Below are 24,743 nucleotides of genomic sequence, written 5' to 3' on the forward strand. Positions count from 1 at the left end.
CTACTCCTCTATGCCTACCTGTGTGCCAGTTGGTTATTCCTTGCTACTGTTACTACTTCGGTGTGTTCTTTGCACCTGAAGCTGGAGAACCAGTGGATGCCTCTCCATCACCCTTCAGGCCAAATGGGGTAAGCGCAGCCCCCTTCTCCACCGCGCCATTGAAGGCTTGCAAATAATAAATATCTCCATTATCAATCGTTATGCGCCAGTGCGGATACATGGGCTGTGTTTGCGAATTATAAGGTTGTCCGTGATACCCCAACCGAACCTCGGTAATAATGGAGCCATCGCTTAAATAATTGTCCACTAAGCTGCGGACCGCTAATTGGGCCGAAATCATCTTCTGCTCCGTCTGTTCTACCTCTGATTCTACTTCAACGAAAGCTTGACGGTAACTGGTAATTTCTCCATTTTTCTCATTCAGCTCGACCGTCACATCAAAAAGTGGAATCTTGCCATACAATTGCGAAAATACATAGATTCCGTCTCGACTAATCGCTGAGTCTAGCTGATACATCGCGAAGTTTGGAATCTCCGACAGCGACTGAACCTCTTTACTAGCGCCTTTACCGAGCAGTGCACTCATGTAAATTGGCGTTTTGAGCGTTTTCTCCTCGCCTGGCTTAATACTATCATCATATTTCACCGTGATGACTTTCAACTTAGGAGGATCCGTTGGAAGCTCGCCCGTAAGGCGAATATTTTTATTGCTGAGGGCACGATTCAAATCCTCCACGGTACTGGATGGATCCAAGGAAGTTCCCGTTAGATTGGAACGATTGGTGGACCACAATTGGAAGCCGAGAATCATATTCAACAGTAAAAAAGAAGCAATCAGAATCGTCTTAGCCCTACTCCAATTCATAATCTCACCAACCCTTCCCTGACATCCTGTCTATTCAATAAAATCATACGTACCATCGCGCAACTCTAATGCCCAAGCACTGTTTAAGGTTAACGTCTTATCTGAGATAACGGGACGATACGCCGGGAATATAGAAACGATACTGGATCGACGTTGATAGTACTGTAATCGTTGTTCCACCGCTTCACCCGATATCAACTCGTTCTCGCGTCGTTGCCCCGACTTCAGATCGGGAATCACCATGGATCGCTCGAATCCGGAGATAACACCTTTCTGCACTTGCATATTCATGATACCAAAGCCCTCTGGCTGTGCGGTTACAATTGGAAGTGATTCATAGTACTGGCGGAATGTGAAGGTCTGGTTGTCCATAAGCTGTCTTTCCGGCGTGCGGGCTACCATGTATTTCCCATCCCAACCGATATGCTGATTGATAAATTTAATGCCTGTCAGTAAATCGTCCAACACCTCGGTTTTGCTGTCTGCCGGTGCCACAGGATCGAAATACGTAACCCATCGTTGATCTCGATTGAGTTGGAAGCCGCGCTTGCTATCCGTATAAATCTCAGAACCATCGCGCTCTTTCAGGTAGCGAGTGATACCTGGATCCACGAATAAACTTTGTTTCAACTGATCCGCCGTGAGCTGTGTGTACGTAAACGTATAGTTAGGCAGATGCAACGGCTTTAATGGTAAATAATAATCTCCGCTATTCGTTGTTTTGTATAAATTGGTCGGTTCCCCATAAGCAACGAAATTTTCTACGTCCTTACTTGTGAAATCCGCACCGATGACCTCATAACCAACACCTGGCGAATCCGTAAAAAAGAACGCACGAACCTCATCATTCGTCCCCTTGGAGTAAATCCAAATTTTCGCAATTTTATCATTATCAACAGGGATTTCCCCCTCGATTCGGAGCAACTGCTGCAAAATAGTAAACGGTATCGCATCGCGAAAACGAATTTCCACACCTAGCTGCTTCGTTCGTACCTCTTCCCAGTTCACATTGACGAGGTACATCGACGTCTTTCGGAAGCCTTTGAAGCTGCGTTGTTTAATATTATCTAGCAATCGGGTGTAGTAATAATTGTTCGGATACAGCACCGAGTGCTGTTGATTACCCAGGTGAATGATGAGCTGATCCGGAAAAAGCATATCCGCCAGCTCCGATTGTTTACCCAACGTCTCTGTCTGGACATAGTTACTTTGCCTAATCGGCTCAATCTTCGGAGGACTGTAGGAAGCGAGAATATAGCTCTGATACAAGCTCGTCCCAATCAACAGGACAAGAAAGACCGATTTCAAACTCTCAATCATACCCCATCCTCCTCTTCTTGCTGAATCGGCAACGTAAATAGGACACGTGTTCCTTGTCCCAGTTCGGACTCTAGCGCAATCGTTCCTCCATGCGCTTTCACTATTTCCCGGGCAATGGACAGACCGAGGCCTGTGCCACCCATATTGCGAGAACGCGCTTTATCCACCCGATAGAAGCGATCGAAAATTCGAGAAAGATCCTTCTTCGGAATCCCCATTCCGTTATCTTGAACGGAGATTTCCAGCATCTCTTTGTCAATCTTGCGCGCTTCCAATCGAATTGCACCTTCATCGCCTGTATATTTAATCGCATTGGATACCAAATTATCGAGCACCTGGTCGATTTTATCACGATCCAATAGTAAGCTCGTTACGCCATGTTCCACGTGTAACACAATTCGAATTTTCCGTTGCTGCAGCTGAAAAGAAAATCGGTCCGCAACCTCCTCCAGCATCTCGCTGACGAGCGTCGAGGACTTGCTCATCATCGACTGCTTCGAATCGAGACGCGATAGATGCAAGAGATCCGTCACTAAGCGGATCATCCGCTCGGTTTCGCTCCTCGTTACGCTGATGAAGCGCGACGCGAGCTGCGGCTCTTCGATCGCTCCGTCATCTAGCGCCTCGAGATAGCTCTTGATCGTCGTCAGCGGCGTGCGCAGCTCATGCGAGACGTTCGCCACGAACTCTCGTCTGGCTTGCTCCAGCTTCTCCTGATCCGTTACATCCTGCAACACGGCAATGATGCCGTGCTGACCTTCACCCCTCCGGTGAATCGGCGTGAATGTGATCCGTACCGACAACTGCTCGTCCTCATCGTCACGAAGCTGTATATCCAGCAGGGTCGTATTCACTTCCCCCGTTACGAGCTCACGAATCGTCGTCAGCGGTATCCCAATGACCTCAGATATTTCCAAGCCGAGCGTAGTCTCTTCCTCGACCTGCAGAATCTGCTTCGCCCGTCGATTCAGAACGATGACCTGGCCACGATCATCCGTTGCTATGACGCCATCATTCATATTTGTTAGAATCGAGGCCAGCTTCTCTTTCTCTTCTTCATTGAGTGAGAGCGCCTCTTTCAGCCGATTCATCATGAAATTAAAAGTCTGCCCCAGCTGCCCGATCTCATCGGTCCCTTGAATGACGACCTGCTGATCGAAGTTCCCCTCTGCTACAGCTGTCGCCTGTCTTGTAATCTCTTTAATTGGATTAGTAATTGTGCTCGTTAAGAGGACCCCGAGAATCGCCGTTAACCCCAAGGCAATCAACGTACCCGAAATGAGAATACGGTTAATCGAGCGAATGGTCTTATAGACGTCCTCCATGGAGGCGATAATATAAACAGCCCCTAAGACACGGGCTCCGCTTCCGACCGGTTTAGCAATAATGACCTTCCGATACCCGTCCTCATCCGTGAGAATCCGCTGATTATCCTTAATCCCTTGCAACGCCCGAATCACTTCCGGCTGTGTATTTTTTTGCTTCAAATGGCTCGGAACCGACGTGCTGATTACGTTCCCATTTGCATCAATGATTTGAATTTCCGCATTGTTAATGGAGAAAAGATTGCTAACGAATTCATTTAAATCCGCATATGTTTTCTTACCCTCGGTCGCATTCTTGCTATCCTGGTCCCCCGTCAAATACGATTCAACGAAGCCAGCAAGCAACGTAACCTGACTGTTACGGGATGCTAGGAAATCATTTTTAAAATATGTCTCTACCGTCTTATAGAAATAAACGCCAATCAGCTGCATCGCGATAAGGATCAGCAGGACATAAATAATAATTAGCTTCGCTTGAATCGATTGAAAGAAGCGGATGCCCTTCATCTTTAGAAGCCTCCGGCTTTAGGACTGCGCATCAAATAACCAAGACCCCTGCGCGTCATGATATACTCCGGACGGCTTGGATCCGTCTCCAGCTTCTCGCGTAGACGACGAATCGTCACATCGACGGTCCGTACGTCGCCGAAATATTCAAATCCCCACACCGCTTGCAGCAGGTGCTCGCGGGTCATCACTTTGCCTGAGTTTTTGGCCAAATATTGAATCAACTCGAACTCCCGATGTGTCAGATCAAGGGGCGTTCCGTCCTTGTAGACCATGTACATGTCATTATCGATAAACAGCGCATGAATGCGCATCCCGTTCCGCTGCGCTTCCGGCTCATTCGTTGCCGATTGCACCTTCGTCTGTCTGCGTAGATGTGCCTTAACACGGGCTAGAAGCTCTCTGGTGCCGAATGGCTTCGTCACATAGTCGTCTGCGCCCATCTCTAAGCCCAAGACCTTGTCCAGCTCCGTATCCTTCGCTGTCAGCATAATAATCGGCGTATTGAGCTTAGAGCGCACCTCCCGACACACATCCATGCCATCCTTGACTGGCAGCATGAGATCAAGCAGGATCAGATCCGGCTGCTCCGAGAACGCAAGCTCTACAGCGCTTCCACCATCGTACGCACAGATGACCTGATAGCCTTCTTTCTCCAGGTTAAACTTCAAAATATCTGCAATTGGTTGTTCGTCATCCACCACAAGAATTTTTCCAAACATGCGACCACCGCCTACTATAAAGTAACTGACACTGCCATCCCCCAATCGAGCGCAGCTGCCAGAGTTAGATCCATGTATTAGCCAGTTATTTCCTTCATACTCTTTCTCATTTTAACATACATTTAACTAAAAAGAGACAAGGCCCCCGAGTTGTCCGGTTCGACCTTGCCTCATTCTTTTTTTACCGATTCAAATATTTCAAAGGATTTTCCAGGCTTCCGCTTCTGTGCACTTCAAAATGCAAATGCACGCCAGTAGAATCACCGGTGCTCCCCATAATTCCAATTTTATCGCCCTTCTCGACAATGGTGCCTGACTTCGCGATGATTTGACTAAGATGTCCATATAAGGTCTCATAACCATTTAAATGATTGATAATAATATAATTGCCGTAATCTGATTTGTAGCCCGTTTCGACGATTTTGCCATTATCCGCCGCCATAATATTTCTGTTACCTGTGATGTCGATGCCTTTATGCAGCTTGCCCCAACGATAACCGAATGTACTTGAGATACTAGGCGAAATCACGGGCCATGCGAACTTCCCGGTACCTTCACCTTTAATGACCTTTGTTCCCTTTTTCACCTTAGCGGTGACCGGTTGATCAATGATTTCTTCATTAACGACTTGTTCTTCCGTCAATAAGCCGTCAACCTTGGTCACTTGAATCGTTACTTTCTTCAAACCATTCTTCCCTGGTGAAATCGGCTGGACCACGCCTAAACGCATTGAATCGTCTGTCACATACTCGGTATCGTACTGAATCTCCTGATTCTTTACGATCTTCTCCGTCGTTTTCACAGAAAGCGTTGGCTTCAGCACCGTAACGTCCAACTGATTGCCGATCTTAAGCTTATCATCTTGAATGCCTGGATTATTATCATAAATAAATTGCTTCGTGATGCCTAATTTCTTCGCAATACAGGATACACAATCGCCTTCAACCACCGTGTACTTGGCCGGTGCAACATCGCCAGTTTGCAAGGTCTTCACAACATCCTCAGGCTTAGCTAATTCTGTAGGATCGATGGGAACTTCCTCTTTATCGACCGTCTGTACGAATTCCACCTTTTCAAGCTCGGATGGCGCTGTTGAAATATCCTCACCTAGACCGGTAGACAAGGCGGCTACTTTTTCACTGTTTTTCCCTTTGGGTGTAAATGGTTCACTGACTTGGTTAAGGATTTGATCGGCTGTTGCCTGATCCTTCACAATCGCAATTGTCTTGCCATCCACCTTCAGTGCAACACCGACAGGTTGTGGTACGAGCAATTGATCCAACGAGGAAATGACAGCAGAATCATCCGTTTCTTTATTGTAAGCCCTTTCAGACGTATAGGTGATACCGTCTGTATTAAGCACAACATGAACATCTGGAAAATTCTTCTGTACATCTAACGGTTTGTTCTTCTTATATTCATCAATTATCTTATAGTCGCTTACGATACCTATTTCTTCGTTGTTAAGCATCACATGATAGACATTGTCCATGCCCGCTTCTACGTACTGATGTCCGGTGAACGTAATCGCTCCCGTAAGTGCAATGGCACCTACACCTAGTGCAATAGCCCATTTATGTCGTTTAATAACCGTTAATGTCGTGGATGTCGTAACTTCGTCTAGCTGAACTACTTCTAGCTGCTTGTCTGATAATGATTCATTTCCGGTCAAGCTTTCTCGCTTAGGCGTGAATCTCTTAATGAGATCCATGACGAAACGCATTCCCCTGAAACCTGTCATGATCTTCTCCCTTTGAACGGTTTTGCATCCGTGGATTGCTCCGTAGATACATAAATAAACCTTGATTAGACATAATATCCATTATGTTGTCTTTCTTTTGTTAAATTTAACACACTTTCTGTGCCCATTTCAACAAAATACTCGATCACCATGTGATAGATTCGTGTCCACCACCAAAAGAAGCCGCTAAAAGACTATTTTTTTGTTCGAAATCCCAACTTGCCCGCACTTCAATTTACAAGAAATGACGAAAAGGCATGAAAAATATTTGGGAAGCTACGGATGAAGATCTATGGGTCAGCAACTTCCCTAAACTTAGTACTTATTTAAAATATCCGTTAACTGAGTTAACTCTTTATCACTCAAATATTTCTTGAGTGTCGTGTTTACTTCTTCAAGTTCTTGCGTTGTAATCCCATCTTCTAGGATCGCGGAGAGTGTCTGCACCTCATTCTGCGGCAGCTTAGCTACCACAAGTGAAAATATTTTCATTTTATCATCACTCGAGAGGGCTTCTTTCTTTTTCGCAAAATCCTCTGTGGACATGACAAGCTCCTTCTTCTCGCTCTCCTCCGTTCGAGCGCTTCCCATTACGGCTATCGCATCGTCTTGATTCACAGTCGATGTGTCTACACCGCCAGACGAACTAATACCGCCTACAGGTTGTTGATCATTCGGATTTGGACTTGAACTCGGGCTTGGAAAGGCCCCTGACGGGTTGGGACTAGGAGTTGCCGACGGCGTCGTTGCTGGGTTTTCCCCTAATGCCGTCTTCTTCCCCCCGTCTTTCCCCTTAACTATATTCAGCTCTTCCGCCAATCTTGACGTAAATTCACCAAATTGAATCTTTTTACCCATAGCTGGTAGCTGATATTGTCGAAATATATCCTCCACATACATGTTGACCACATACCACGTTGTAAACATCGTAATTGATGTAATAAGGACGGTGCTTATGACGATTTTACTTAACCAAGCTAACAGTTTCATTCGCTTTGTATCACTCCTAACATTACTTGCGCATAGATATGCTCCTCCTCTCAGTATGGACGAAAACCTTGCCATTATATCCCTATAAGCAAAAAGAAAAATCCCTTAAGCTGCGAAACAGCCTAAGGGATTGTTTGGTTTATCTATGATTTAAGCGTAGATAGGACGAACCAAATTCGTTTGCTCACGGTTACGGCCAACGGAGAAGATCGCGATTGGGATACCTGTCAGCTGGGATACACGCTCAACATAGTGTCTCGCATTCTCCGGCAAATCACTTAACGTACGAGCTTCGGAAACGTCTTCTGTCCAACCTGGAAGCTCTTCATATACCGCTTCGCACTCAGAGATAGCTTTCAAGCTTGCTGGGTAGTGCTCAATCAACTCACCGCGGTACATGTAGCCTGTGCAAATTTTGACCGTTTCTAGACCTGTCAGAACGTCGATCGAGTTCAAGGACAAGCCCGTGATGCCGCTAACGCGTCTTGCGTGACGCACAACAACACTGTCGAACCAGCCAACACGACGAGGACGACCTGTTACCGTGCCGTACTCGAAGCCTTTTTCACGAATCCAAGCGCCGATTTCATTGTCCAATTCCGTTGGGAAAGGACCGTCGCCGACACGTGTCGTATACGCTTTAGCTACACCGATGATGTTGTGAATCTTCGTCGGGCCTACGCCTGAACCGATACAAACACCGCCAGCCGTTGGGTTCGAAGAAGTTACATACGGGTATGTGCCTTGATCGATATCCAACATGACGCCTTGCGCACCTTCGAACAACACTCTGCGGCCTTGGTCGATGTATTCATTCAAGATTACGGAAGTGTCTTTCACGTAGGGACGAATCACTTCAGCGTACGCGAGGTACTCTTTAAGGATTGGCTCCACATCAAGGCCTGTCGAACCGTAGACTTGCTCGATCAAAACATTTTTCTCAGCAACGATACGACGAAGCTTTAATTCGAACTCTTCTGCATCCATCAAATCCGCGATACGAATACCGTTACGTGCTGCTTTATCCATATAACAAGGACCGATCCCTTTGCGGGTCGTACCGATTTTGCTATCACCTTTACGATCTTCTTCAAGACCGTCAAGCACCAAATGATACGGCATAATGACATGCGCGCGATCACTGATATTCAGGTTCGTTGTTGTAAAACCATTATCATGAATATAATTAATTTCTTCAATGAGTGCAGCCGGATTAATAACCATCCCATTCCCGATCACACAAGCTTTATCTCTGTAAAAAATACCGGAAGGAATCATCGTCAGCTTGTACTTTTTCCCGCTAATAATGATCGTATGGCCTGCATTGTTACCACCTTGATAACGCGCAACAACCTCAGCAGATTCCGCTAAGAAATCCGTGATTTTACCTTTTCCTTCATCTCCCCATTGCGTACCGACAACAACAACCGTTGACATATGCACTTACCTCCGTACGGTGACAAGTCACCCATAATGAGCCGTTATGGCTGTAAGACCACAGAGGAAAGTTGGACTTCATTAAAGCGCTAAAGCGATCAGCGTCCATTGCACTTTCCCTCTGGCGATTCTGGTGATGCAACTACCTCTATGCACTGCTACACGCGGCAACAGATAAGAGAGCTAACTCTCACTTACTCACCGCAAAGGAATATCTGGTCTCTTTCGGCAGTGATCTGCAGGAAGGAAACCCGCCTTTCGGCATGAAAAAACGACCTTATTTCGAGTTACCTGCCCCAAGCCGGCTTGTCGATCAAGGTTTTTTCACCGTCTTTAGTTTAGCAGTCCCCCATGCCAAAGTCAATGAAAAACGAACGATTATAGGGGTGTCTGTATAATTGTTCGGAAATTACGTTAACTTTTTCATTACTGCCGCTAAAAGAAGAAAAAGCTCTGGCTTTGCCTATTCCTCAATGATTCTCTTCCCCATAAGATTCCTCTGTAGGGCTTTTTTTATGTCCTCGACAAAGAAAAAACAGCCGTCAATACTGCCCGGCTGCTGCTTCTTGATGACTGCGATCCATATTCACGAATTTATTGAATTGTTTCAGGAATGCCAGCTCGACGGTTCCTACGGGACCATTCCGCTGTTTGGCAATAATAATCTCGATAATGTTCTTCTTCTCGGATTCCTTATCGTAGTAATCGTCACGGTATAGGAACGCTACGATGTCGGCATCTTGCTCAATGGAACCCGATTCCCGAAGGTCAGACATCATCGGACGCTTGTCTTGCCGCTGCTCAACACCCCGGCTCAGCTGCGAGAGCGCGATAACCGGTACATTCAGCTCACGGGCAATTTGCTTCAGCGTACGTGAGATCTCAGAGACCTCCTGCTGACGGTTGTCGCCGCCTTTACCACCACGGCCAGCAATCAGCTGCAAGTAGTCGATGAGGATCATGCCTAGCCCTTTTTCCTGCTGTAGACGACGGCACTTCGCCCGGATATCCGCGACCGTAATCGTCGGGGTATCGTCGATATAAATATTTGCCTCTGACAAGGCACCGATCGCCATCGTCAGCTTCTCCCAGTCGTCGCCTTCGAGATAACCCGTCCGCATGCGGTTCGCATCGACGTTGGCCTCCGCGCAGATCATACGTTGTACGAGCTGCGCGGCACCCATCTCGAGCGAGAAGATCGCGACGGTCTCTTTGGCCCGAACGCCGACATTCTGCGCCACGTTCAGAGCGAACGCGGTTTTACCAACAGAAGGTCGGGCGGCCAGAATGACTAAGTCCGAACGCTGGAAGCCAGACGTCATCTTGTCCAGGTCAATGAATCCTGACGGGATTCCTGTTGACCCGCCCTTGTTCGAGTAGAGGTTTTCAACCTTCTCGAACACTTCCATCAGCACATCGCGAATAACGACGAAGCCGCTGGAACTCCTACGCTGCGAGATCTCGAGGATCTTCGCTTCCGCCTCACTGAGCATCGCCCCGACATCATCCTCATTGGCGTAGCCATTGGTGACAATCTGGGTCGCTGTCCGGATCAAACGGCGAAGCATCGACTTTTCCTCGACAATCGCCGCGTAGTAGTCGATATTGGCGGCAGTTGGCACTGCGTTTGCCAGTTCCGACAAATACGTCACACCGCCGATCTCCTCAAGCTGCTGCTTGTTTTGGAGAAGCGCGGTTAGCGTGATAAGATCGACCGGCTCTTGATCCTCTGCGAGCTCTACGATCGACTCGAAGATACGCTGATGAGAGCCGCGATAGAAATCATCACTCGTGATCCGCTCCATCGCGGTAATCAACGCATCGCCGTTAATCAGGATCGCACCAAGGACGGCTTGCTCAGCTTCTATATTTTGAGGCGGAACACGATCCACAAACATATTATTTCCGTTGCTCATGCTACTGTGCCCGCCTTTCATCTTCATGGTTTAATGGTTTACTAGTTTTGCTGCTACAAGAGAGAAGAGCCCCAGACTGGGACTCTCGTTCTCTACTACCTGCTATTCGAATCCTCATAAAAACCGTCACAAAGGCTTACTTCTCTTCCGTTACTTGTACATTCAAGCTTGCTGTTACTTCCGCATGCAGCTTTACAGGAACCTTCGTTACACCTAGTGTACGAATTGGCTCTTCCAGTACGATTTTACGCTTATCGATCACGATCTTATACTGCTTCTCAAGCACTTCTGCGATTTGTTTACTAGGAATGGCTCCGAATAAACGTCCGCCCTCGCCAGACTTCGCTTTAATTTGAACCGTCATTTCACCGAGCTTTGCGCCTAGTGCCTGCGCATCTGCCTTCTCTTGATCCTTGCGGCGTTGCTCGGCTTTTTTCTGATTATCCAGCACTTTGACAGTGCCCTGAGTAGCTGGAGCAGCAAGCCCTTGTGCGATCAGGAAATTTTGCGCATAACCCTCGGATACTTCTTTTACTTCGCCCTTCTTACCTTGGCCTTTTACATCTTTGAGTAAAATTACTTTCATTCGAAAAGTCCCTCCTCTTCCTGCATATCGGCTAGTACTTGTTTTAATCGATTCGTTGCTTCCTCTAATGTACCGTCCGTCTGTGTGGCTGCATTGGTTAGATGCCCGCCGCCGCCAAGACGCTCCATGACCACTTGAACATTCATTTGACCCAGCGATCTCGCGCTAATCCCAATTAATCCGTCCGGTCGTTCGGCAATTACGAAGGAAGCCATAATATTCGTCATATTTAACAATGTATCAGCAACTTGAGCAATCATCAACTGAGAATATTTGCGTGATGGCTCAGCAACTGCCAATGCGATATGATCATAGATCGTTTCTGTATGTTTTATAACTTCGGCACGCTCAATATAAGAATCAAGATCTTCCTTCAGCAGCTTCTGAATAAGGGCAGAGTCTGCCCCATTACGTCGCAAGTACGACGCCGCTTCGAAGGTTCTCGCCCCCGTCCGAAGGCTGAAGCTCTTCGTATCTACAACGATACCAGCCAGCAGCATCGTGGCCTCAAGTACCTCCATCGATAACTTCTCGTTGATATACTGTAGCAACTCGGTTACAAGCTCACACGTAGAGGACGCGTACGGCTCCATGTAGACGAGTGTAGCATCATGGATGAACTCCTCACTCCTACGGTGATGATCAACCACTACGACCCTGTGAGTCAGCTGCAGCAGCCTAGGCTCAGCGACCATCGAAGCTTTGTGTGTATCAACGACAACCGCGAGGGATCGCTGTGTCGTAATCTGCATACCCTGCTCCGGTGTAATAAACCAACGGTGCAGTCGCTCATCCGTCGCAATCGTCTCCATCACCTTCTGAATGGAAGGATTAATGCCCTCTAGCACGATGTAGCCTTCTTTGCCGACAACCTGTACGGCTTTGAGCACACCAATCGCCGCGCCGATGGAGTCCATATCCGGAAAACGATGACCCATGATGATGACCTTATCGCTGTCCTTCATTAGATCACGTAGCGCATGTGAGATGACCCGAGCTCTAACCCGTGTACGCTTCTCAACCGCATTCGTTCTTCCGCCGTAGAAGGATAGTCGCTGCCCAACCTTCACCGTTACCTGATCCCCGCCGCGGCCGAGTGACATGTCCAGCCCCATTTGTGCCATTTGACCAAGCTCATTCAGTTGTTCAGCTCCTGATGCAATCCCAACACTAAGCGTTAGTGGCAACTTATTCTCGATCGTTAGATCACGAACATCATCCAACAGCTCAAAGCGTGTTTGTTCTAATTGACGCAACGCCTTCTGATCCATCAGGATCAGGAAGCGATCTGATGATGTCCGGCGTAGATACAGTTGATTTTTCTGAGCCCACTCTGTAATCTCACCCGTGACCTTGGCCAGCATAATACTGCGCGCTTGATCATCCAGTCCCTGCGTGGCCTCATCCAAATTATCCATCATGACGATCCCAATCGCCGGTTTGCTATCTTCGTATTTCTTCGCCAGCAACGCTTGCTCCGTAATTTCACGAAGATAGAGGAGTCTCTCCTCGGGTTTGAACCAGACTTGATAAATAAATTGGCCAACCTTTAACTCCATTTTATCGCTTTTGTCTTTCTTATTTTTGAGGTCAGGGAAATAATCAAAGAGCGATTCACCAATGACCGAGTCATGCCCTAGCATTTTCGCCACAAATGGATTATGCCACTCAATGCGTTTCTCTTCATTATATAAAATAATGCCGATGGGCAGGCCGCTCATGACTTCATTGCCCGCTTTTTTTACCCGATGGGATATCGTTCCAACGTACGTATTCAGTTCACGACGAAAAGCTGTCTCCGCTTGCAGCGTAAAGTACGCCATGACTCCGCAGAGTAAGAAAGCCGTTAGGCCCAGCCACCATTTGAACATATAGATAATGGCTGTCAAGGCGATGAGCAGAATGAACATCCACACGATATGTTGACCGTGCCACCGCTTCAAAAGGAACTTCGGCATTCGAACTAGCTCCTAATCCTATAAATTTTTCTTGAACCGTTCACGGATTGGAAACGCAACATCAAATACCCCTAATAAGCTGTAAACAAATAGTAACGGTGAAATAATGATTAAGAGGATAATCGCTATGACGGGTAATATTGGCTTCCATTTATTCGCATGAGCCACATAAAATAGAAAGCCTATTGCTTGAATAGCGAAAGCGACCATCAATAGCGGCATCGCATTCATCAATAGTGTCGAAATGAGCGAGCTCGAATCAGGCTTTGTGAACAATTCTAATACGAACGCGATTAGATAAATCCAGACCAGGGATTTGGGCAGCATCCATTCCCTCATCGGGCGCAGACCTGGGATGCCCTCGCCAGATTTGTTCAAAAACCAGCGCGTTACGCCATGCGTCACGAAGGTCACGAACAACGCCATGAATATCAGATACAACGGAATAACCTGCACAATGAAACTAACATACCAGTCTAGATCCTTCGGTAAAATTTCCTGAATGCTCTGCGGCATGGTTGCAATACTATCTATCATGAATTGCTTAAACTTGGAAACCGGATCAAGTCCTAATGCAAAGCCTAAAACTAAACCTAACAACGACTCAGCTAGTATGGTAACAATACCCGCGGTTAGTACGGATCTTGCTGCCGCTTTGCGTTTATACAGATTCCCCATCACTAACACAGGTGGTAAGATAAACAACGCAATTGTTACTAAATATAGTCCTAACCACTGTGTAAGTATGAAAACAACGAAGAGACTGAGCACATAGCTTACGACGAAACGCTTTGTACTTGTTTTGACGTATAACATAAGCACTGGAACCAACAGAAAACTACATGTAAAAATAATAAATGGCGTCATCAGCGATAGCAACGAAATAATCATGACTACGCTCCAGATGACACTTTGCCAACTTCGATTCCCCAACCGGGCTCACCTCTTACGTAAATGTTCTTCGAGCGATGAAATGTCGCCGTACCAGTCCTCAAGTTGATGGCCCTCTTGGCGGTGCTTCTTCATTTTCTCAACAATAGCTTCGTCCAAACTGCGATAAGAAATCCCCAGTCTTCGGCCTAAAATATAGCCGCTCGATATCAAACTTGCCAATCCATCGATCATCTTGGCATGACTACCTTCCCACATGCCCTTGAGCAGATGAGCTACATGATCTACAACTTCTGTTTTGAGCCACTCAATGACTTTGGCCCGTCTGGCTAGGTCAACATCTTTTTCCCTATTCAGCAACCGTCATCTCTCCTCATCTCACAAAGAAACGATATTGTACAATTATACCACAAATAGGTACTAGAAAAGAAAGCCTCTACATAGGTATTCGATCATGCCTCCAGGCATACAAAAAAGACAGCCGTTTGACCAGCTGTCTTTTTGATAAAATCTATTCCGTTGTGTAAGGCAACAACGCGATTGTACGGCTGCGTTTGATCGCAATCGTCAAAGCACGTTGGTACTTAGCGGAAGTACCAGTTACACGTCTAGGAAGAATCTTCCCGCGCTCACTGATGAACTTTTTAAGAGTCTCGATATCTTTATAATCAATATGCTTGATTTTGTTTACTGTGAAGTAACAAACCTTACGGCGCTTGCCTTTACCGCCTTTGCCACGAGGAGCAAATTTGCGATCAGCACGATCATCACCATTATTGTCTCTTTTTTGGAAAGCCATTGTGTCTCTTCAGTCCTTTCTACGTTTAAAATGGCAAATCATCATCGGAAATATCGATCGGTTTTCCGTCATCTATGAAAGGATCCTGCTGCTCGCGCGATCCACCGCCACGATTGCTGCTTCCGCTTCCGCCGCCGTAGCCTGCATTTGCGTTTGCATTAGATGATCCGCCCTCTTCGCGATTCCCGCCGCCGCTAGATTCAAGGAAACGTACATTATCGGCAATAATTTCGGTCACGTAAACACGTTTTCCTTCATTGTTGTCGTAGTTACGCACTTGAATGCGTCCTTCAACTGCTGTTAAACGACCTTTACGCAAGTAGTTCGCGCATGTTTCGGCAAGCTGCCTCCACGTGACGATATTGATAAAGTCCGCTTCACGTTCTTTCGAGCCACCGCTCGTGAAAGGACGATCCACAGCAAGCGTGAATTGGGTAACTGCTACCCCAGCTGGTGTATAACGAAGTTCTGGATCTCTGGTCAATCGACCGATAAGAATGACACGGTTCAACATGGAACAACCCTCCTGACGAAAATCTGGCTTTGATTAAGCTACGTCGTTTACGATTAAGTGACGAATAACTTCGTCCGAAATCTTAAGTACGCGATCAAGTTCAGTTACAACAGCAGGTTCTGCGTTGAAGTGTACAAGCACGTAGTGCCCATCACGGAACTTCTTGATCTCATACGCAAGACGGCGTTTACCCATCAGGTCATGTTTGGAGATTTCTCCCCCACCGTTCGTGATGATGCCTTGAAATTTTTCTACCGTAGATTGAACAAGTTCTTGCTCAACGTCAGTACGAATAATGTACATCAATTCATATTTGCGCATGTATTTCACCTCCTTTTGGACTAAGCGGCTCCTATTCAAACTTGCTAGGCAAGCGATGGAGCAAGGAGCGAGGATTCTTATTCAAAACTCGCACCTGAATACTATAGCAAATCATGCGGCAAATTACAAGTTTTTATCACAGTCTTCGCATAGGTGGAAGCTGGTAAGTTATTGGGTACATGCTTCTGCCCTCTTGGGGCAATCATAACTATGATTGTTATTCTTATGAAGAGGTGATTCAATCGTGGGTGAATGGACACATTTTAATGAAGGCGATCATGTTCCTAACGACGGCGAATATATGGAAATTGGCGAGAATGCTTTCCATATGGGGATTAACAATCCCAAGACAGTTACACTACGCAAAGGCGACACATTTCCAGCTACAAGCAATCATAATCGCAAATGGCATAAAAAAGGTGGCAAACGGATGTAACACCTATTAAAAAATGCACACCCCTTAAGCTTCGGTGAGGGGTGTGCATTTTTCATTTACACTCAGATACTTTTACCTCATATACACATTTTTCTCTGAAATCTTTCCATCCGGAAAGTAAACGAATAAGGCATAGTATCCTGGTTGATTCGAGATGGCAAATTCATACGATTGTTTCCCATTCTCTTCTTTCACTAACTTCCCTTTAGATCCTGTCTCCTTAACCAAATCATCATAGGTACTCGTCATTGGAATTTTCTCAACTTGTTCCCTCGTAATCGTGGAGGTTGTCTCTGCCACCCCCCTGTTGTCTTCGACGTTGCTGTCATTGTCCCGCCCGTATTCGTGCCGCTAGGCGTCGCAGAAGCCCCAGATAAGGGCTGAACAGTCACACTTGCAGTGGACTAGCTGTACTGTTTTCGTCCTTCTTGGAGCAGCCTGAGGCCACCATAGCAAACGCCACAAGGGCTACCATCCAAATCTTCATATCCATTTACCTCCTTGATCTTCAGCTCCCCATCCTGACGGTTAGTTTTCCTTCATTTGGCATATTTATCCCTTTTTCCAGCGTTTCTGAACATACAAAAAAGCCGCCTATACCCATTACGGATATAAACGGCTTTCATCTTATGTGTGTTCTAGTACGGAAAGAGTGGGAGTCGAACCCACGCACGCCTCGCGACGCCTAACTGATTTCGAGTCAGCCCCCTTGGACCACTTGGGTACCTTTCCAAGAAAAATGAGAACAGAACTTATTGTATCAAAAAAGTCTGTCTCTCGCAAGTGTTTTACTATATTTATTGAAACTTAGTTCGTCTCTTCGTCTGTCACGACATCTGTCACGGCATTGCTGCGCAATATTTTCTTGAGCTTGCTTTCGAACTTCGTTCTCGGCACGAGGACACTGTGCTTACAACCTACACACTTGATCCGAATATCCATCCCCATTCGAATAATTTCCATTTCATTCGTACCGCATGGATGGGGCTTTTTCATCTGTACGACATCGCCAAGTTGGTATTCCTTCTTCTCCATCTTAGTTCCCCTCCACCTTTTCCTGTTTAACGTAGGTCACGACCTTCGGATACGGGATTTCGATACCGTTGGCATCTAAATATTTTTTAATTTCCGCATTCAGAATCCGTCCGACTTCTCCTTGTGTGTTAGGCTTACACTCCGCAATGACCCGTATTTTCAGTTCGGAATTCCCAATCATTTGAACACCGAGCACCTCGGGCACTTTTACAATATTCTCTGTACGTTCATTCACTTCACCGACAACTTCACGCAATAAGTCCATGGAACGATCAATATCAGCATCATAGGCGATAGATACATCTACTACCGCAATTGAATTGTAGGTTGAAAAGTTCGTTACTTGTTTGATGTTTCCGTTTGGGATAATGTGAACCTCACCCGTCCAGCTTTTGATCCGCGTCACACGAATCCCGATTTCTTCAACGGTCCCTTTGAATTGATCAATTTGAATCACATCGCCAACCCCGAATTGATCCTCGAAAATGATAAAGAACCCCGTAATGACATCCTTCACCAAACTCTGTGCTCCGAAACCTATAGCTAACCCAAGAACACCTGCACCAGCGAGTAAAGGCCCTAAATTCAAACCTACTTGACCTAGAATCAACATGATAGCGACTAGATTAACTGTATAAGCAATAAGATTATGTATGAGAATAGAAATGGTATTCGATCTCCGTCTATCAATGTTGAGTGGCGATTTCTCTCTCGCAATGACCATGTGAGCAATCGTTTTATCGGCAATTTTAATGATAATTCTAGCAATAATATAAATAAGGGCTATTTTGATAACGATCCAGAATACCGAAGCAATGATCTCAGGTTTACTGATATGTTCACGAATCCATTGCATCAGATTTTCGAAGAAATGTGCTTCCAAAGACACTAGCAAACCTCCTTAATTTTCTACTATGGTACCATATCCGTCTTCTTTTTTAAAATATATTCCTCTAATCTCTACGTTCTCGCTCTCTATAATCTCTTGAACGTGAGTAAGATCTGCTCCAGGAAATTCAATAGAAAGAGCGCATCCGGCTGTAATCTCCTTAGGTGTAGGCCGAATATCTATTTCAATATCCGCGTACTCTAGCAGCATTTCGGCTCTCAGTGCCTGTTGGGTAGAATCGAAAGCTATCAACATAATAGAAAATTCCAGAGAAAGCTCTCCTCTCTACGTATAAATGTACCTCTCTCTCCATATACTAGTAAAAAAGATTTACTACTTTGGAGGGATATCATGAAATTCCATTTTGGATTCGACGGCGATAAAACCCCAGTGCAAGAACCTTTGAAAATTCAACATACGGATTCCAATACGCCCTATCTTCTCGCAAAGCACTTACAGTCGATTTTCAGTAAACTACCAACCTATCAACCTATCGTCGTGATCTGTGTAGGAACCGATCGATCCACAGGTGATTCCCTCGGACCTCTAGTTGGCTCCCATTTAAATCGCACGACTACTCTCCGCAATCTTCATTTGTTTGGCACCTTGGATGAACCTGTCCACGCCATGAATTTAGCCGAAACCGTGGATACGATTCATAAGCAATTCCAGAACCCCTTTATCGTTGCTGTAGATGCTTGTTTAGGGCAAGTTGCTAGTGTCGGCTGCATTCAGGTTGCGCATGGACCGCTCAAGCCAGGTGCTGGCGTAAATAAAGACCTGCCTCCGGTTGGTGATATTCATGTCACTGGGATCGTGAATGTTGGCGGCTTCATGGAATATTTCGTCTTGCAAAACACGCGGCTAAGCCTCGTTATGAATATGGCTACCGTCATTGGCGATGCCCTCTATGCTGCTATCAGGCGGACTCAATCTTTTACACCGAGTGCTACGACTGCTTTAAAGTTTGAGTAATTGTTTCTTTCTCTTCCGGACTTAACGTATAGCTGGATTGACCTTTTGCAATCGGCTTTGCATATACATACATTTGCTCTCTACTATGTATCCCTGTGAGGATCACACCATCCTGCTCTTCATTCAGCAAGGCCATTGAAAAGCTTAAATCACTACCGCCTTCATTAAAAGCATTGTAGCGACGAATTCCTATGTTGGATGTCATCTTTGTCATAGCTTGACGAATACTAGAGATATTGGCTGAAGCCTTAACGGATTCAGCCTTTTGCTCGTTCAAGGCGTTCTGCATGCCGATTAGCAGCTGCTCCATGTTTTCAGCACTAGAACCATTGATCATCTGCATATATCGTTTCCGTAAGGATGACAGACGAATTGAAATAATAATGATCGTAATAAACAACACCAGAATGAATGCGAAGCAAACTAACATCACATATTCTGCATTCACGCCAAACAGTTCCCCCATGCCCAATCCCTCTTTCTACTTTGCATATTGCGCTTGAATCTCTCTTACAGCTTCAATTAAAGCTGTCACTTCTTCATCTGTTGTAAAATAGCCGACGCTCGCCCGAACGGCTCCCTTGGCCAAGGTGCCTGCAATTTCATGAGCAAGCGGCGTACAATGATAGCCAGCTCGCACGGCGATTTGGAAGGACTGATCAAGAATAAAGGCAACTTCCGACGAATCCACATCCTGAATATTAAAGGAAACGATGCCTGTCTTATTTTGTCCAAGCTTCGGTCCCAGAATCGTTACTCCTTCAATTCCCAGTAGTCCTTCCATTAATTGTTGGGTATGCGCCCATTCTTTCTCGTGAATTTTGTCCACTGTCTCGGCAAGAACGAACTTCACGCCTTCATTCAACCCCGCGATGCCGACCGTATTCTGCGTCCCTGCTTCGTAGCGGTCAGGACGCACCGTTGGTTGGTGGATCGCCTCGGATTGACTCCCCGTTCCTCCGTGCAGCAACGGCTCCAAATCAATGTCCGGATGGATATATAGCCCACCGGTCCCCTGAGGCCCCAGGAGGCCCTTGTGGCCAGGGAATGCGAGCATATCGATATTCATATCTACGACATGAATAGGCAGGACGCCGGCGCTCTGAGCCGCGTCTACAAGCAGCTTCGCACCGTGCTGTTTGCAGAGCTCACCGATCTCACCAATTGGCATGATCGTGCCAAGTAAATTGGAACTGTGATTCACAACGACGAGTGTTGTATTCGAGCGAAGCGCATCTTTCAGATCACTTAATTGCATATTTCCTTGCTCATCATGTTGTAAGTATGTAAGCTCAACCCCGTTGGAAGCTTTCAAATGCTCCAGCGGTCTTCTCACCGAATTGTGTTCTACATTGGTACAAATCACATGATCCCCAGGCTTCACAAATCCTTTGATTGCCTGATTCAGTGCATGAGTCGTATTTAGCGCAAATGAAATATCGTTGGGGTTTCTAACCCCGAATAACTTGGACAAATTCTTTCTTGTCTCGAATAGTGCACGGCTAGCCTTTACCGCCATCTGGTGGCTGCCTCTACCGGGATTGGCTGCATACTCCTGCATGCATTGCATCATCGCATCCATCACCGAGGGCGGCTTAGGCCACGAGGATGCCGCTTGGTCGAAATACATAACGCCCTTCATGTTGTCAGCCCCTTATAACAAGATCTCTATCGTTGGTCACGCAATAGTGAGCGACCTCGTTTAGAAGTAGATTTAATCGCCAACAGAAAAATTTATAATTATGGTAAACGAATCTGATGATCTTTTATGTGGTCAAAAATATAGCATACCTTAGTTTCTTCTTTCTCCTCGAAAGAAAAACATAGGTATGCTAGCAATTTTTATGAGATTTTACCTTGCAATAACTCTAGCAGTCGGTTGAGATCGTCTTTCGAGTAATAGAGTAGCTCGATCTTCCCTTTGTCCTGCTGACTTTTAATCTTCACCGATGTTCGATAAATATCTCGCAATTGCTCTTCAGCTTGATTGATATACGGATCTCTATTTTTTTCTTTTTGCTTCGCCTTTTCTTTTTCAGGGCCGGGAGGTTCTTCTAACATTTTAATCGCTTCTTCAAGTTCTCTAACACTCCATTGCTTAGAGATCGTTGATTCCGCTAGTTCTTTCTTAATCTTATCGTCCTTTACACCGACAATTGCTCTTGCGTGACCCATAGATAATGTTCCACGTGAAACATATTGTTTAATGGCTTCCGGCAGAGAAAGTAATCTTAAGAAATTGGCAATGTGAGATCTGCTCTTACCTACCTTCGCTGAAAGCTCTTCTTGCGTCAGAGAAAACTGATCAATAATCCCTTGATAAGCAAAAGCAATCTCAAGCGCATTAAGATCTTCACGCTGAACATTTTCAATCAGAGCGATCTCCATCACTTGCTGATCGGATAAAATCCTTTCAACAGCTGGAATGGTTGGCGTCCCTGCAACTTGAGAAGCACGGAATCGACGTTCACCTGCAATGATTTCATAGCCCTTAAGAACCTTACGAACAATGATTGGCTGAATAACGCCATGTTCCTTGATCGATTCCGAAAGCTCCTTGATGCTATCTTCATTGAAGTGTTTTCTAGGCTGATACGGATTGGCTCTTAATTGAGCCAGTGGAATTTGAATGACTTTATCGCTCTCATCAATATGCAAGGACGTTATTAATGCGTCTAATCCTTTACCTAAACCTTTAGAGAGGCCTTTGGTCATACTGAGATCACTTCCTTAGCAAGTTCTAAATAAACTTCTGCGCCCTTTGATCTAGGATCGTACGTAATAATAGATTGCCCATGACTCGGCGCTTCGCTTAAACGTACATTACGAGGAATAATTGTTTGATATACTTTTGTTTGAAAATACTTTTTAACTTCTTCAATAACCTGAATACCTAAATTAGTCCTCGCATCAAACATCGTCAATAGTACGCCTTCAATTTGAAGCCCTGTATTTAAATGCTTTTGAACCAATCGCACGGTATTCAGAAGTTGACTCAAACCTTCTAATGCGTAATATTCACATTGAATGGGTATAATCACAGAATCAGCAGCAGTTAAGGAGTTAATCGTTAGAAGACCAAGTGAAGGAGGGCAATCTATCAAAATATAATCATATAAGTGTTTGACAAGTTGAAGTGACTTCTTCAATCGAACTTCTCTTGAAATGGTCGGAACCAATTCAATCTCTGCTCCAGCTAGTTGAATCGTTGCCGGAACAATTTTAAGATTAGGCACATTCGTTTCCACAGTTGCATCCTTCGGATGTACATCATTAATCAATACATCGTAGATGCAATTTGTTACATCAGCTTTGTTTACACCAATACCACTTGTCGTGTTCCCTTGCGGGTCAATATCAACCAAAAGAACGCGTTTTCCAAGCGAAGCTAATGAAGCGCCTAGATTCACAGAAGTCGTCGTCTTGCCGACGCCACCCTTCTGATTCGTTATTGCAATAATTTTAGACAAAACCATTTCACCTCTATCGCTTATGTTCCATAATGCTATTTAACAAGCAGTAGTACTATCTTACCATAACTATCAATCAGTTACCTCATGAATATTTGATAGATTAGTGCCATTAGATGCAAAAAAAACGGCTTGCGCCGTTTTAGGTAGCATGAATGCCTAAATTATCGCTTAGGAATCTTAATTATAATTTCATAATGATCTTCATGATCTTGCTCAGACGTATTAATAGGTAAACCTGAACTCGAAACCATCTCAACCGATTGTCGAATCGTATTTAGAGCAAGCCTAACATCTTTCGAAAAAGAAACGCGACGCGTCTTCTTAATCTTTGCTGCTTCCTTCAAGAAGCTAATCTTAATTTCCGTTTGTTTAACATTTAATTCTTTTGTGATGATTTCCTCAAGAAGCTTAACCTGTTGCTCTTCTTGATCTAAGGCTAATAAAGCTCGTGCATGGCGTTCCGTAATTTTACGTTCCATCAAAGCCATTTTCACCGGCTCACACAACTGTAAAAGACGAATCTTATTCGCAATCGTAGATTGGCTTTTGCCAAGACGCTGTGCAAGGCTCTCCTGCGTGAGATCATGCATCTCTATCAATTGATAATAAGCTGCAGCCTCTTCAATCGCAGTAAGTCCCTCACGTTGTAAATTTTCAATAAGAGCAATGGATGCCGCTTGTGAATCATTGAAATCGCGAACAATCGCGGGGATTGTATCGAGACCTAGCTTCTTAACAGCACGCAAGCGGCGTTCGCCAGCAATCAATTCAAATGTATTATTTTTGACTCGAACAACGATGGGTTGAATAATACCATGTGTGCGAATGGTTTGACATAGTTCATCAATTCGATCATCATCGAATAGCGTTCTTGGCTGATAGGGACTTGGAATAATACTATTTACGGGTATGTTTTTGACCTCATCCGTCGCCGAACGATCTGATAGGCCAAACAGCTTCGATATTTGTTCTTTCATAGGAAAACTTACCACCAACTCTTCCCGTAGTTTAAGCGATCAGTACAGTTACAATAAACGGCTAATATATACTCTTTGAGCGAGCGCGTTTATCTAAAAATACAGCCCATGTTATGGTGAAAAGATCTATTCGCCATTCCGAGACGATGCCAATCATGCTGTATGATTCTAGTAAATTTAATCTATCAATTGCGAATATCCAACTACAACATCACAAATAAAATCTAAGGCGAAGCCAGTAACAGACAGGCTTTCACCTTATATAAGTATTCTCCATCGAAGGCAATAATCCTTCTATTCGTTAAGCTAGCTAGCAAATGTTTCACGTGAAACATTTGCCTTATTTGAAGAGTGGTTCCTTTAGCGGGATACCCGCTTTCCGAGGATATTTAGCAGGCGTTGCAGCTGTTTTTTGAATCTCCACAAAGTGCCTCACAGATTCCTCGATAGGCAAAATCATCCGATTAACCTTTGTAACCTTCCCACGCAGTTCTATTAAACTAAAGGAAGATTCCTTAATCTCCTCATCAACTTCAGAACCCTTCATAGCTATGAAGGTCCCACCACTTTTAACAAAAGGAAGACAAAACTCGTTCAGAACTTGCAACTTAGCCACTGCTCTTGCCGTAACGAGATCAAAGTGATCACGGTAACGAGATAATCTCGCCACATCTTCTGCCCTACCATGCACACAGTCCATATTAGTTAGTTCGAGTTGAGCGACGATTTCCTTCAGAAAAAGAATCCGTTTATTCAAAGAATCAACAATTGTAACTTGAAGATGAGGAAAAGCAATCTTGAGCGGGATGCTTGGAAACCCAGCGCCTGAACCGATATCAGCTAGTGACTTAGCCTTCCCCATATCGTAGTTAAAAGCTACAGAAAGAGAATCATAGAAATGCTTAAGATACACTTGACCTCTCTCTGTGATACCCGTTAGATTCATTTTCTCATTCCACTCTACGAGTGTCTTGTAATACTGTTCGAACTGCTCTAGCTGTTGTGTAGATAGCGTAATATTTTCTTTTTGTAATAACTCAATGAATTGTTGCTGTATCGCATCCAT

27 protein-coding genes and 1 tRNA gene are annotated in these 24,743 nt (G+C 45.2%); 2 read left to right on the forward strand and 26 right to left on the reverse strand.

Translation table 11 applies throughout. The features are described 5' to 3' along the window. Positions 1–52 precede the first annotated feature (52 nt). The 15 genes from yycI to rpsF form a co-directional block, all read right to left on the reverse strand. The gene (gene yycI, locus AC58PQ_RS21040; protein WP_497244971.1) at positions 53–865 is read right to left on the reverse strand and encodes a two-component system regulatory protein YycI; all 813 of its coding nucleotides are present in this window, start codon (positions 863–865) and stop codon (positions 53–55) included. A 30-nt stretch (positions 866–895) separates the two neighbouring features. Further along, positions 896–2,185 (reverse strand): YycH family regulatory protein, encoded by a 1,290-nt coding sequence (locus AC58PQ_RS21045; RefSeq protein WP_497244973.1) that lies wholly within the window; start codon positions 2,183–2,185, stop codon positions 896–898. Continuing rightward, a complete protein-coding gene (gene walK / locus AC58PQ_RS21050; RefSeq protein WP_497244975.1) occupies positions 2,182–4,017 on the reverse strand; it encodes a cell wall metabolism sensor histidine kinase WalK in 1,836 nt (611 codons plus the stop codon). The genes AC58PQ_RS21045 and walK overlap by 4 nt, the downstream gene beginning before the upstream one ends. Before the next feature lie 2 nt (positions 4,018–4,019). After that, complete coding sequence (gene yycF / locus AC58PQ_RS21055) at positions 4,020–4,739, reverse strand: response regulator YycF (protein WP_497244977.1); 720 nt, start codon at positions 4,737–4,739, stop codon at positions 4,020–4,022. Between the two features lie 181 nt (positions 4,740–4,920). Continuing rightward, a complete protein-coding gene (locus AC58PQ_RS21060) occupies positions 4,921–6,480 on the reverse strand; it encodes a peptidoglycan DD-metalloendopeptidase family protein (RefSeq protein WP_497244979.1) in 1,560 nt (519 codons plus the stop codon). Between the two features lie 315 nt (positions 6,481–6,795). After that, positions 6,796–7,470: a hypothetical protein gene (locus tag AC58PQ_RS21065; protein ID WP_497244981.1), complete on the reverse strand. Its 675-nt coding sequence runs from the start codon at positions 7,468–7,470 to the stop codon at positions 6,796–6,798. Positions 7,471–7,620: 150 nt separating this feature from the next. Further along, positions 7,621–8,907: an adenylosuccinate synthase gene (locus AC58PQ_RS21070; protein ID WP_436239388.1), complete on the reverse strand. Its 1,287-nt coding sequence runs from the start codon at positions 8,905–8,907 to the stop codon at positions 7,621–7,623. 542 nt (positions 8,908–9,449) lie between these two features. Continuing rightward, the gene (gene dnaB / locus AC58PQ_RS21075; RefSeq protein ID WP_497244983.1) at positions 9,450–10,823 is read right to left on the reverse strand and encodes a replicative DNA helicase; all 1,374 of its coding nucleotides are present in this window, start codon (positions 10,821–10,823) and stop codon (positions 9,450–9,452) included. A gap of 136 nt (positions 10,824–10,959) precedes the next feature. Next, a complete protein-coding gene (gene rplI / locus AC58PQ_RS21080) occupies positions 10,960–11,409 on the reverse strand; it encodes a 50S ribosomal protein L9 (protein WP_497244985.1) in 450 nt (149 codons plus the stop codon). Then, positions 11,406–13,367 (reverse strand): DHH family phosphoesterase, encoded by a 1,962-nt coding sequence (locus tag AC58PQ_RS21085; protein WP_497244987.1) that lies wholly within the window; start codon positions 13,365–13,367, stop codon positions 11,406–11,408. Before AC58PQ_RS21085 ends, rplI begins: the two co-directional genes overlap by 4 nt. A gap of 18 nt (positions 13,368–13,385) precedes the next feature. Next, positions 13,386–14,300 (reverse strand): DUF2232 domain-containing protein, encoded by a 915-nt coding sequence (locus AC58PQ_RS21090; protein ID WP_497244989.1) that lies wholly within the window; start codon positions 14,298–14,300, stop codon positions 13,386–13,388. 6 nt (positions 14,301–14,306) lie between these two features. Beyond that, a complete protein-coding gene (locus tag AC58PQ_RS21095) occupies positions 14,307–14,618 on the reverse strand; it encodes a MazG-like family protein (RefSeq protein WP_497244991.1) in 312 nt (103 codons plus the stop codon). Positions 14,619–14,769: 151 nt separating this feature from the next. After that, complete coding sequence (gene rpsR, locus AC58PQ_RS21100; RefSeq protein ID WP_028557221.1) at positions 14,770–15,057, reverse strand: 30S ribosomal protein S18; 288 nt, start codon at positions 15,055–15,057, stop codon at positions 14,770–14,772. Positions 15,058–15,082: 25 nt separating this feature from the next. Then, positions 15,083–15,571, reverse strand: a complete 489-nt coding sequence (ssb, locus tag AC58PQ_RS21105; RefSeq protein ID WP_171636291.1) for a single-stranded DNA-binding protein — start codon at positions 15,569–15,571, stop codon at positions 15,083–15,085. Positions 15,572–15,604: 33 nt separating this feature from the next. Next, on the reverse strand, positions 15,605–15,892 hold the full coding sequence (gene rpsF, locus AC58PQ_RS21110) for a 30S ribosomal protein S6 (protein WP_497244993.1): 288 nt from the start codon (positions 15,890–15,892) through the stop codon (positions 15,605–15,607). A gap of 244 nt (positions 15,893–16,136) precedes the next feature. On the opposite strand from rpsF, the gene AC58PQ_RS21115 reads away from it, so the two are divergent. Then, the gene (locus AC58PQ_RS21115; protein ID WP_028557224.1) at positions 16,137–16,328 is read left to right on the forward strand and encodes a YjzC family protein; all 192 of its coding nucleotides are present in this window, start codon (positions 16,137–16,139) and stop codon (positions 16,326–16,328) included. 72 nt (positions 16,329–16,400) lie between these two features. Here AC58PQ_RS21115 and AC58PQ_RS21120 read toward each other — a convergent pair whose 3' ends face one another. The 5 genes from AC58PQ_RS21120 to AC58PQ_RS21140 form a co-directional block, all read right to left on the reverse strand. Continuing rightward, a complete protein-coding gene (locus AC58PQ_RS21120; RefSeq protein WP_497244995.1) occupies positions 16,401–16,628 on the reverse strand; it encodes a hypothetical protein in 228 nt (75 codons plus the stop codon). A gap of 344 nt (positions 16,629–16,972) precedes the next feature. Further along, positions 16,973–17,060 (reverse strand) — tRNA-Ser (locus tag AC58PQ_RS21125). 75 nt (positions 17,061–17,135) lie between these two features. Next, on the reverse strand, positions 17,136–17,363 hold the full coding sequence (locus AC58PQ_RS21130; RefSeq protein WP_497244997.1) for a DUF951 domain-containing protein: 228 nt from the start codon (positions 17,361–17,363) through the stop codon (positions 17,136–17,138). Between the two features lies 1 nt (position 17,364). Then, a complete protein-coding gene (locus AC58PQ_RS21135; RefSeq protein ID WP_497244999.1) occupies positions 17,365–18,252 on the reverse strand; it encodes a mechanosensitive ion channel family protein in 888 nt (295 codons plus the stop codon). 12 nt (positions 18,253–18,264) lie between these two features. Beyond that, on the reverse strand, positions 18,265–18,507 hold the full coding sequence (locus AC58PQ_RS21140) for a putative Se/S carrier protein (RefSeq protein ID WP_497245001.1): 243 nt from the start codon (positions 18,505–18,507) through the stop codon (positions 18,265–18,267). A 96-nt stretch (positions 18,508–18,603) separates the two neighbouring features. Between AC58PQ_RS21140 and yyaC the strand changes: the two genes are divergently transcribed. Beyond that, the gene (yyaC, locus tag AC58PQ_RS21145) at positions 18,604–19,227 is read left to right on the forward strand and encodes a spore protease YyaC (protein WP_477588087.1); all 624 of its coding nucleotides are present in this window, start codon (positions 18,604–18,606) and stop codon (positions 19,225–19,227) included. On the opposite strand, the gene AC58PQ_RS21150 is transcribed toward yyaC, so the two are convergent. The 6 genes from AC58PQ_RS21150 to rsmG all read right to left on the reverse strand — a co-directional run bounded on the left by AC58PQ_RS21150 (position 19,202) and on the right by rsmG (position 24,743). After that, positions 19,202–19,693, reverse strand: coding sequence for a DUF4446 family protein (locus tag AC58PQ_RS21150; RefSeq protein ID WP_497245003.1), 492 nt, complete (start codon positions 19,691–19,693; stop codon positions 19,202–19,204). The two genes, yyaC and AC58PQ_RS21150, sit on opposite strands and share 26 nt — an antisense overlap. 15 nt (positions 19,694–19,708) lie before the next feature. Beyond that, on the reverse strand, positions 19,709–20,869 hold the full coding sequence (locus AC58PQ_RS21155; protein ID WP_497245005.1) for an aminotransferase class V-fold PLP-dependent enzyme: 1,161 nt from the start codon (positions 20,867–20,869) through the stop codon (positions 19,709–19,711). Positions 20,870–21,069: 200 nt separating this feature from the next. After that, positions 21,070–21,942: a ParB/RepB/Spo0J family partition protein gene (locus AC58PQ_RS21160; protein WP_477588083.1), complete on the reverse strand. Its 873-nt coding sequence runs from the start codon at positions 21,940–21,942 to the stop codon at positions 21,070–21,072. Beyond that, positions 21,939–22,697, reverse strand: coding sequence for a ParA family protein (locus tag AC58PQ_RS21165; protein ID WP_056622827.1), 759 nt, complete (start codon positions 22,695–22,697; stop codon positions 21,939–21,941). The genes AC58PQ_RS21160 and AC58PQ_RS21165 overlap by 4 nt, the downstream gene beginning before the upstream one ends. Positions 22,698–22,861: 164 nt before the next feature. Further along, positions 22,862–23,677, reverse strand: a complete 816-nt coding sequence (noc, locus tag AC58PQ_RS21170) for a nucleoid occlusion protein (RefSeq protein WP_497245007.1) — start codon at positions 23,675–23,677, stop codon at positions 22,862–22,864. A gap of 340 nt (positions 23,678–24,017) precedes the next feature. After that, positions 24,018–24,743 (reverse strand): 16S rRNA (guanine(527)-N(7))-methyltransferase RsmG, encoded by a 726-nt coding sequence (gene rsmG / locus AC58PQ_RS21175; RefSeq protein ID WP_497245009.1) that lies wholly within the window; start codon positions 24,741–24,743, stop codon positions 24,018–24,020.

The sequence above is a fragment of the Paenibacillus sp. J22P143 genome, from assembly GCF_059692035.1.

Excerpts from the sequence above, each read along its gene's own strand:
- yyaC (WP_477588087.1), top strand. The coding sequence starts at position 18,604 with ATGAAATTCCATTTTGGATTCGACGGCGATAAAACCCCAGTGCAAGAA.
- rplI (WP_497244985.1), bottom strand. The coding sequence starts at position 11,409 with ATGAAAGTAATTTTACTCAAAGATGTAAAAGGCCAAGGTAAGAAGGGC.
- AC58PQ_RS21065 (WP_497244981.1), bottom strand. The coding sequence starts at position 7,470 with ATGAAACTGTTAGCTTGGTTAAGTAAAATCGTCATAAGCACCGTCCTT.
- AC58PQ_RS21140 (WP_497245001.1), bottom strand. The coding sequence starts at position 18,507 with ATGTTGATAGCTTTCGATTCTACCCAACAGGCACTGAGAGCCGAAATG.
- rpsF (WP_497244993.1), bottom strand. The coding sequence starts at position 15,892 with ATGCGCAAATATGAATTGATGTACATTATTCGTACTGACGTTGAGCAA.
- yycI (WP_497244971.1), bottom strand. The coding sequence starts at position 865 with ATGAATTGGAGTAGGGCTAAGACGATTCTGATTGCTTCTTTTTTACTG.
- AC58PQ_RS21150 (WP_497245003.1), bottom strand. The coding sequence starts at position 19,693 with ATGGGGGAACTGTTTGGCGTGAATGCAGAATATGTGATGTTAGTTTGC.
- walK (WP_497244975.1), bottom strand. The coding sequence starts at position 4,017 with ATGAAGGGCATCCGCTTCTTTCAATCGATTCAAGCGAAGCTAATTATT.
- AC58PQ_RS21045 (WP_497244973.1), bottom strand. The coding sequence starts at position 2,185 with ATGATTGAGAGTTTGAAATCGGTCTTTCTTGTCCTGTTGATTGGGACG.
- yycF (WP_497244977.1), bottom strand. The coding sequence starts at position 4,739 with ATGTTTGGAAAAATTCTTGTGGTGGATGACGAACAACCAATTGCAGAT.
- rpsR (WP_028557221.1), bottom strand. The coding sequence starts at position 15,057 with ATGGCTTTCCAAAAAAGAGACAATAATGGTGATGATCGTGCTGATCGC.
- ssb (WP_171636291.1), bottom strand. The coding sequence starts at position 15,571 with ATGTTGAACCGTGTCATTCTTATCGGTCGATTGACCAGAGATCCAGAA.
- rsmG (WP_497245009.1), bottom strand. The coding sequence starts at position 24,743 with ATGGATGCGATACAGCAACAATTCATTGAGTTATTACAAAAAGAAAAT.
- AC58PQ_RS21070 (WP_436239388.1), bottom strand. The coding sequence starts at position 8,907 with ATGTCAACGGTTGTTGTTGTCGGTACGCAATGGGGAGATGAAGGAAAA.
- AC58PQ_RS21155 (WP_497245005.1), bottom strand. The coding sequence starts at position 20,869 with ATGAAGGGCGTTATGTATTTCGACCAAGCGGCATCCTCGTGGCCTAAG.
- AC58PQ_RS21085 (WP_497244987.1), bottom strand. The coding sequence starts at position 13,367 with ATGCCGAAGTTCCTTTTGAAGCGGTGGCACGGTCAACATATCGTGTGG.
- AC58PQ_RS21130 (WP_497244997.1), bottom strand. The coding sequence starts at position 17,363 with ATGGAGAAGAAGGAATACCAACTTGGCGATGTCGTACAGATGAAAAAG.
- AC58PQ_RS21160 (WP_477588083.1), bottom strand. The coding sequence starts at position 21,942 with ATGACCAAAGGCCTCTCTAAAGGTTTAGGTAAAGGATTAGACGCATTA.
- dnaB (WP_497244983.1), bottom strand. The coding sequence starts at position 10,823 with ATGAGCAACGGAAATAATATGTTTGTGGATCGTGTTCCGCCTCAAAAT.
- AC58PQ_RS21060 (WP_497244979.1), bottom strand. The coding sequence starts at position 6,480 with ATGACAGGTTTCAGGGGAATGCGTTTCGTCATGGATCTCATTAAGAGA.
- noc (WP_497245007.1), bottom strand. The coding sequence starts at position 23,677 with ATGAAAGAACAAATATCGAAGCTGTTTGGCCTATCAGATCGTTCGGCG.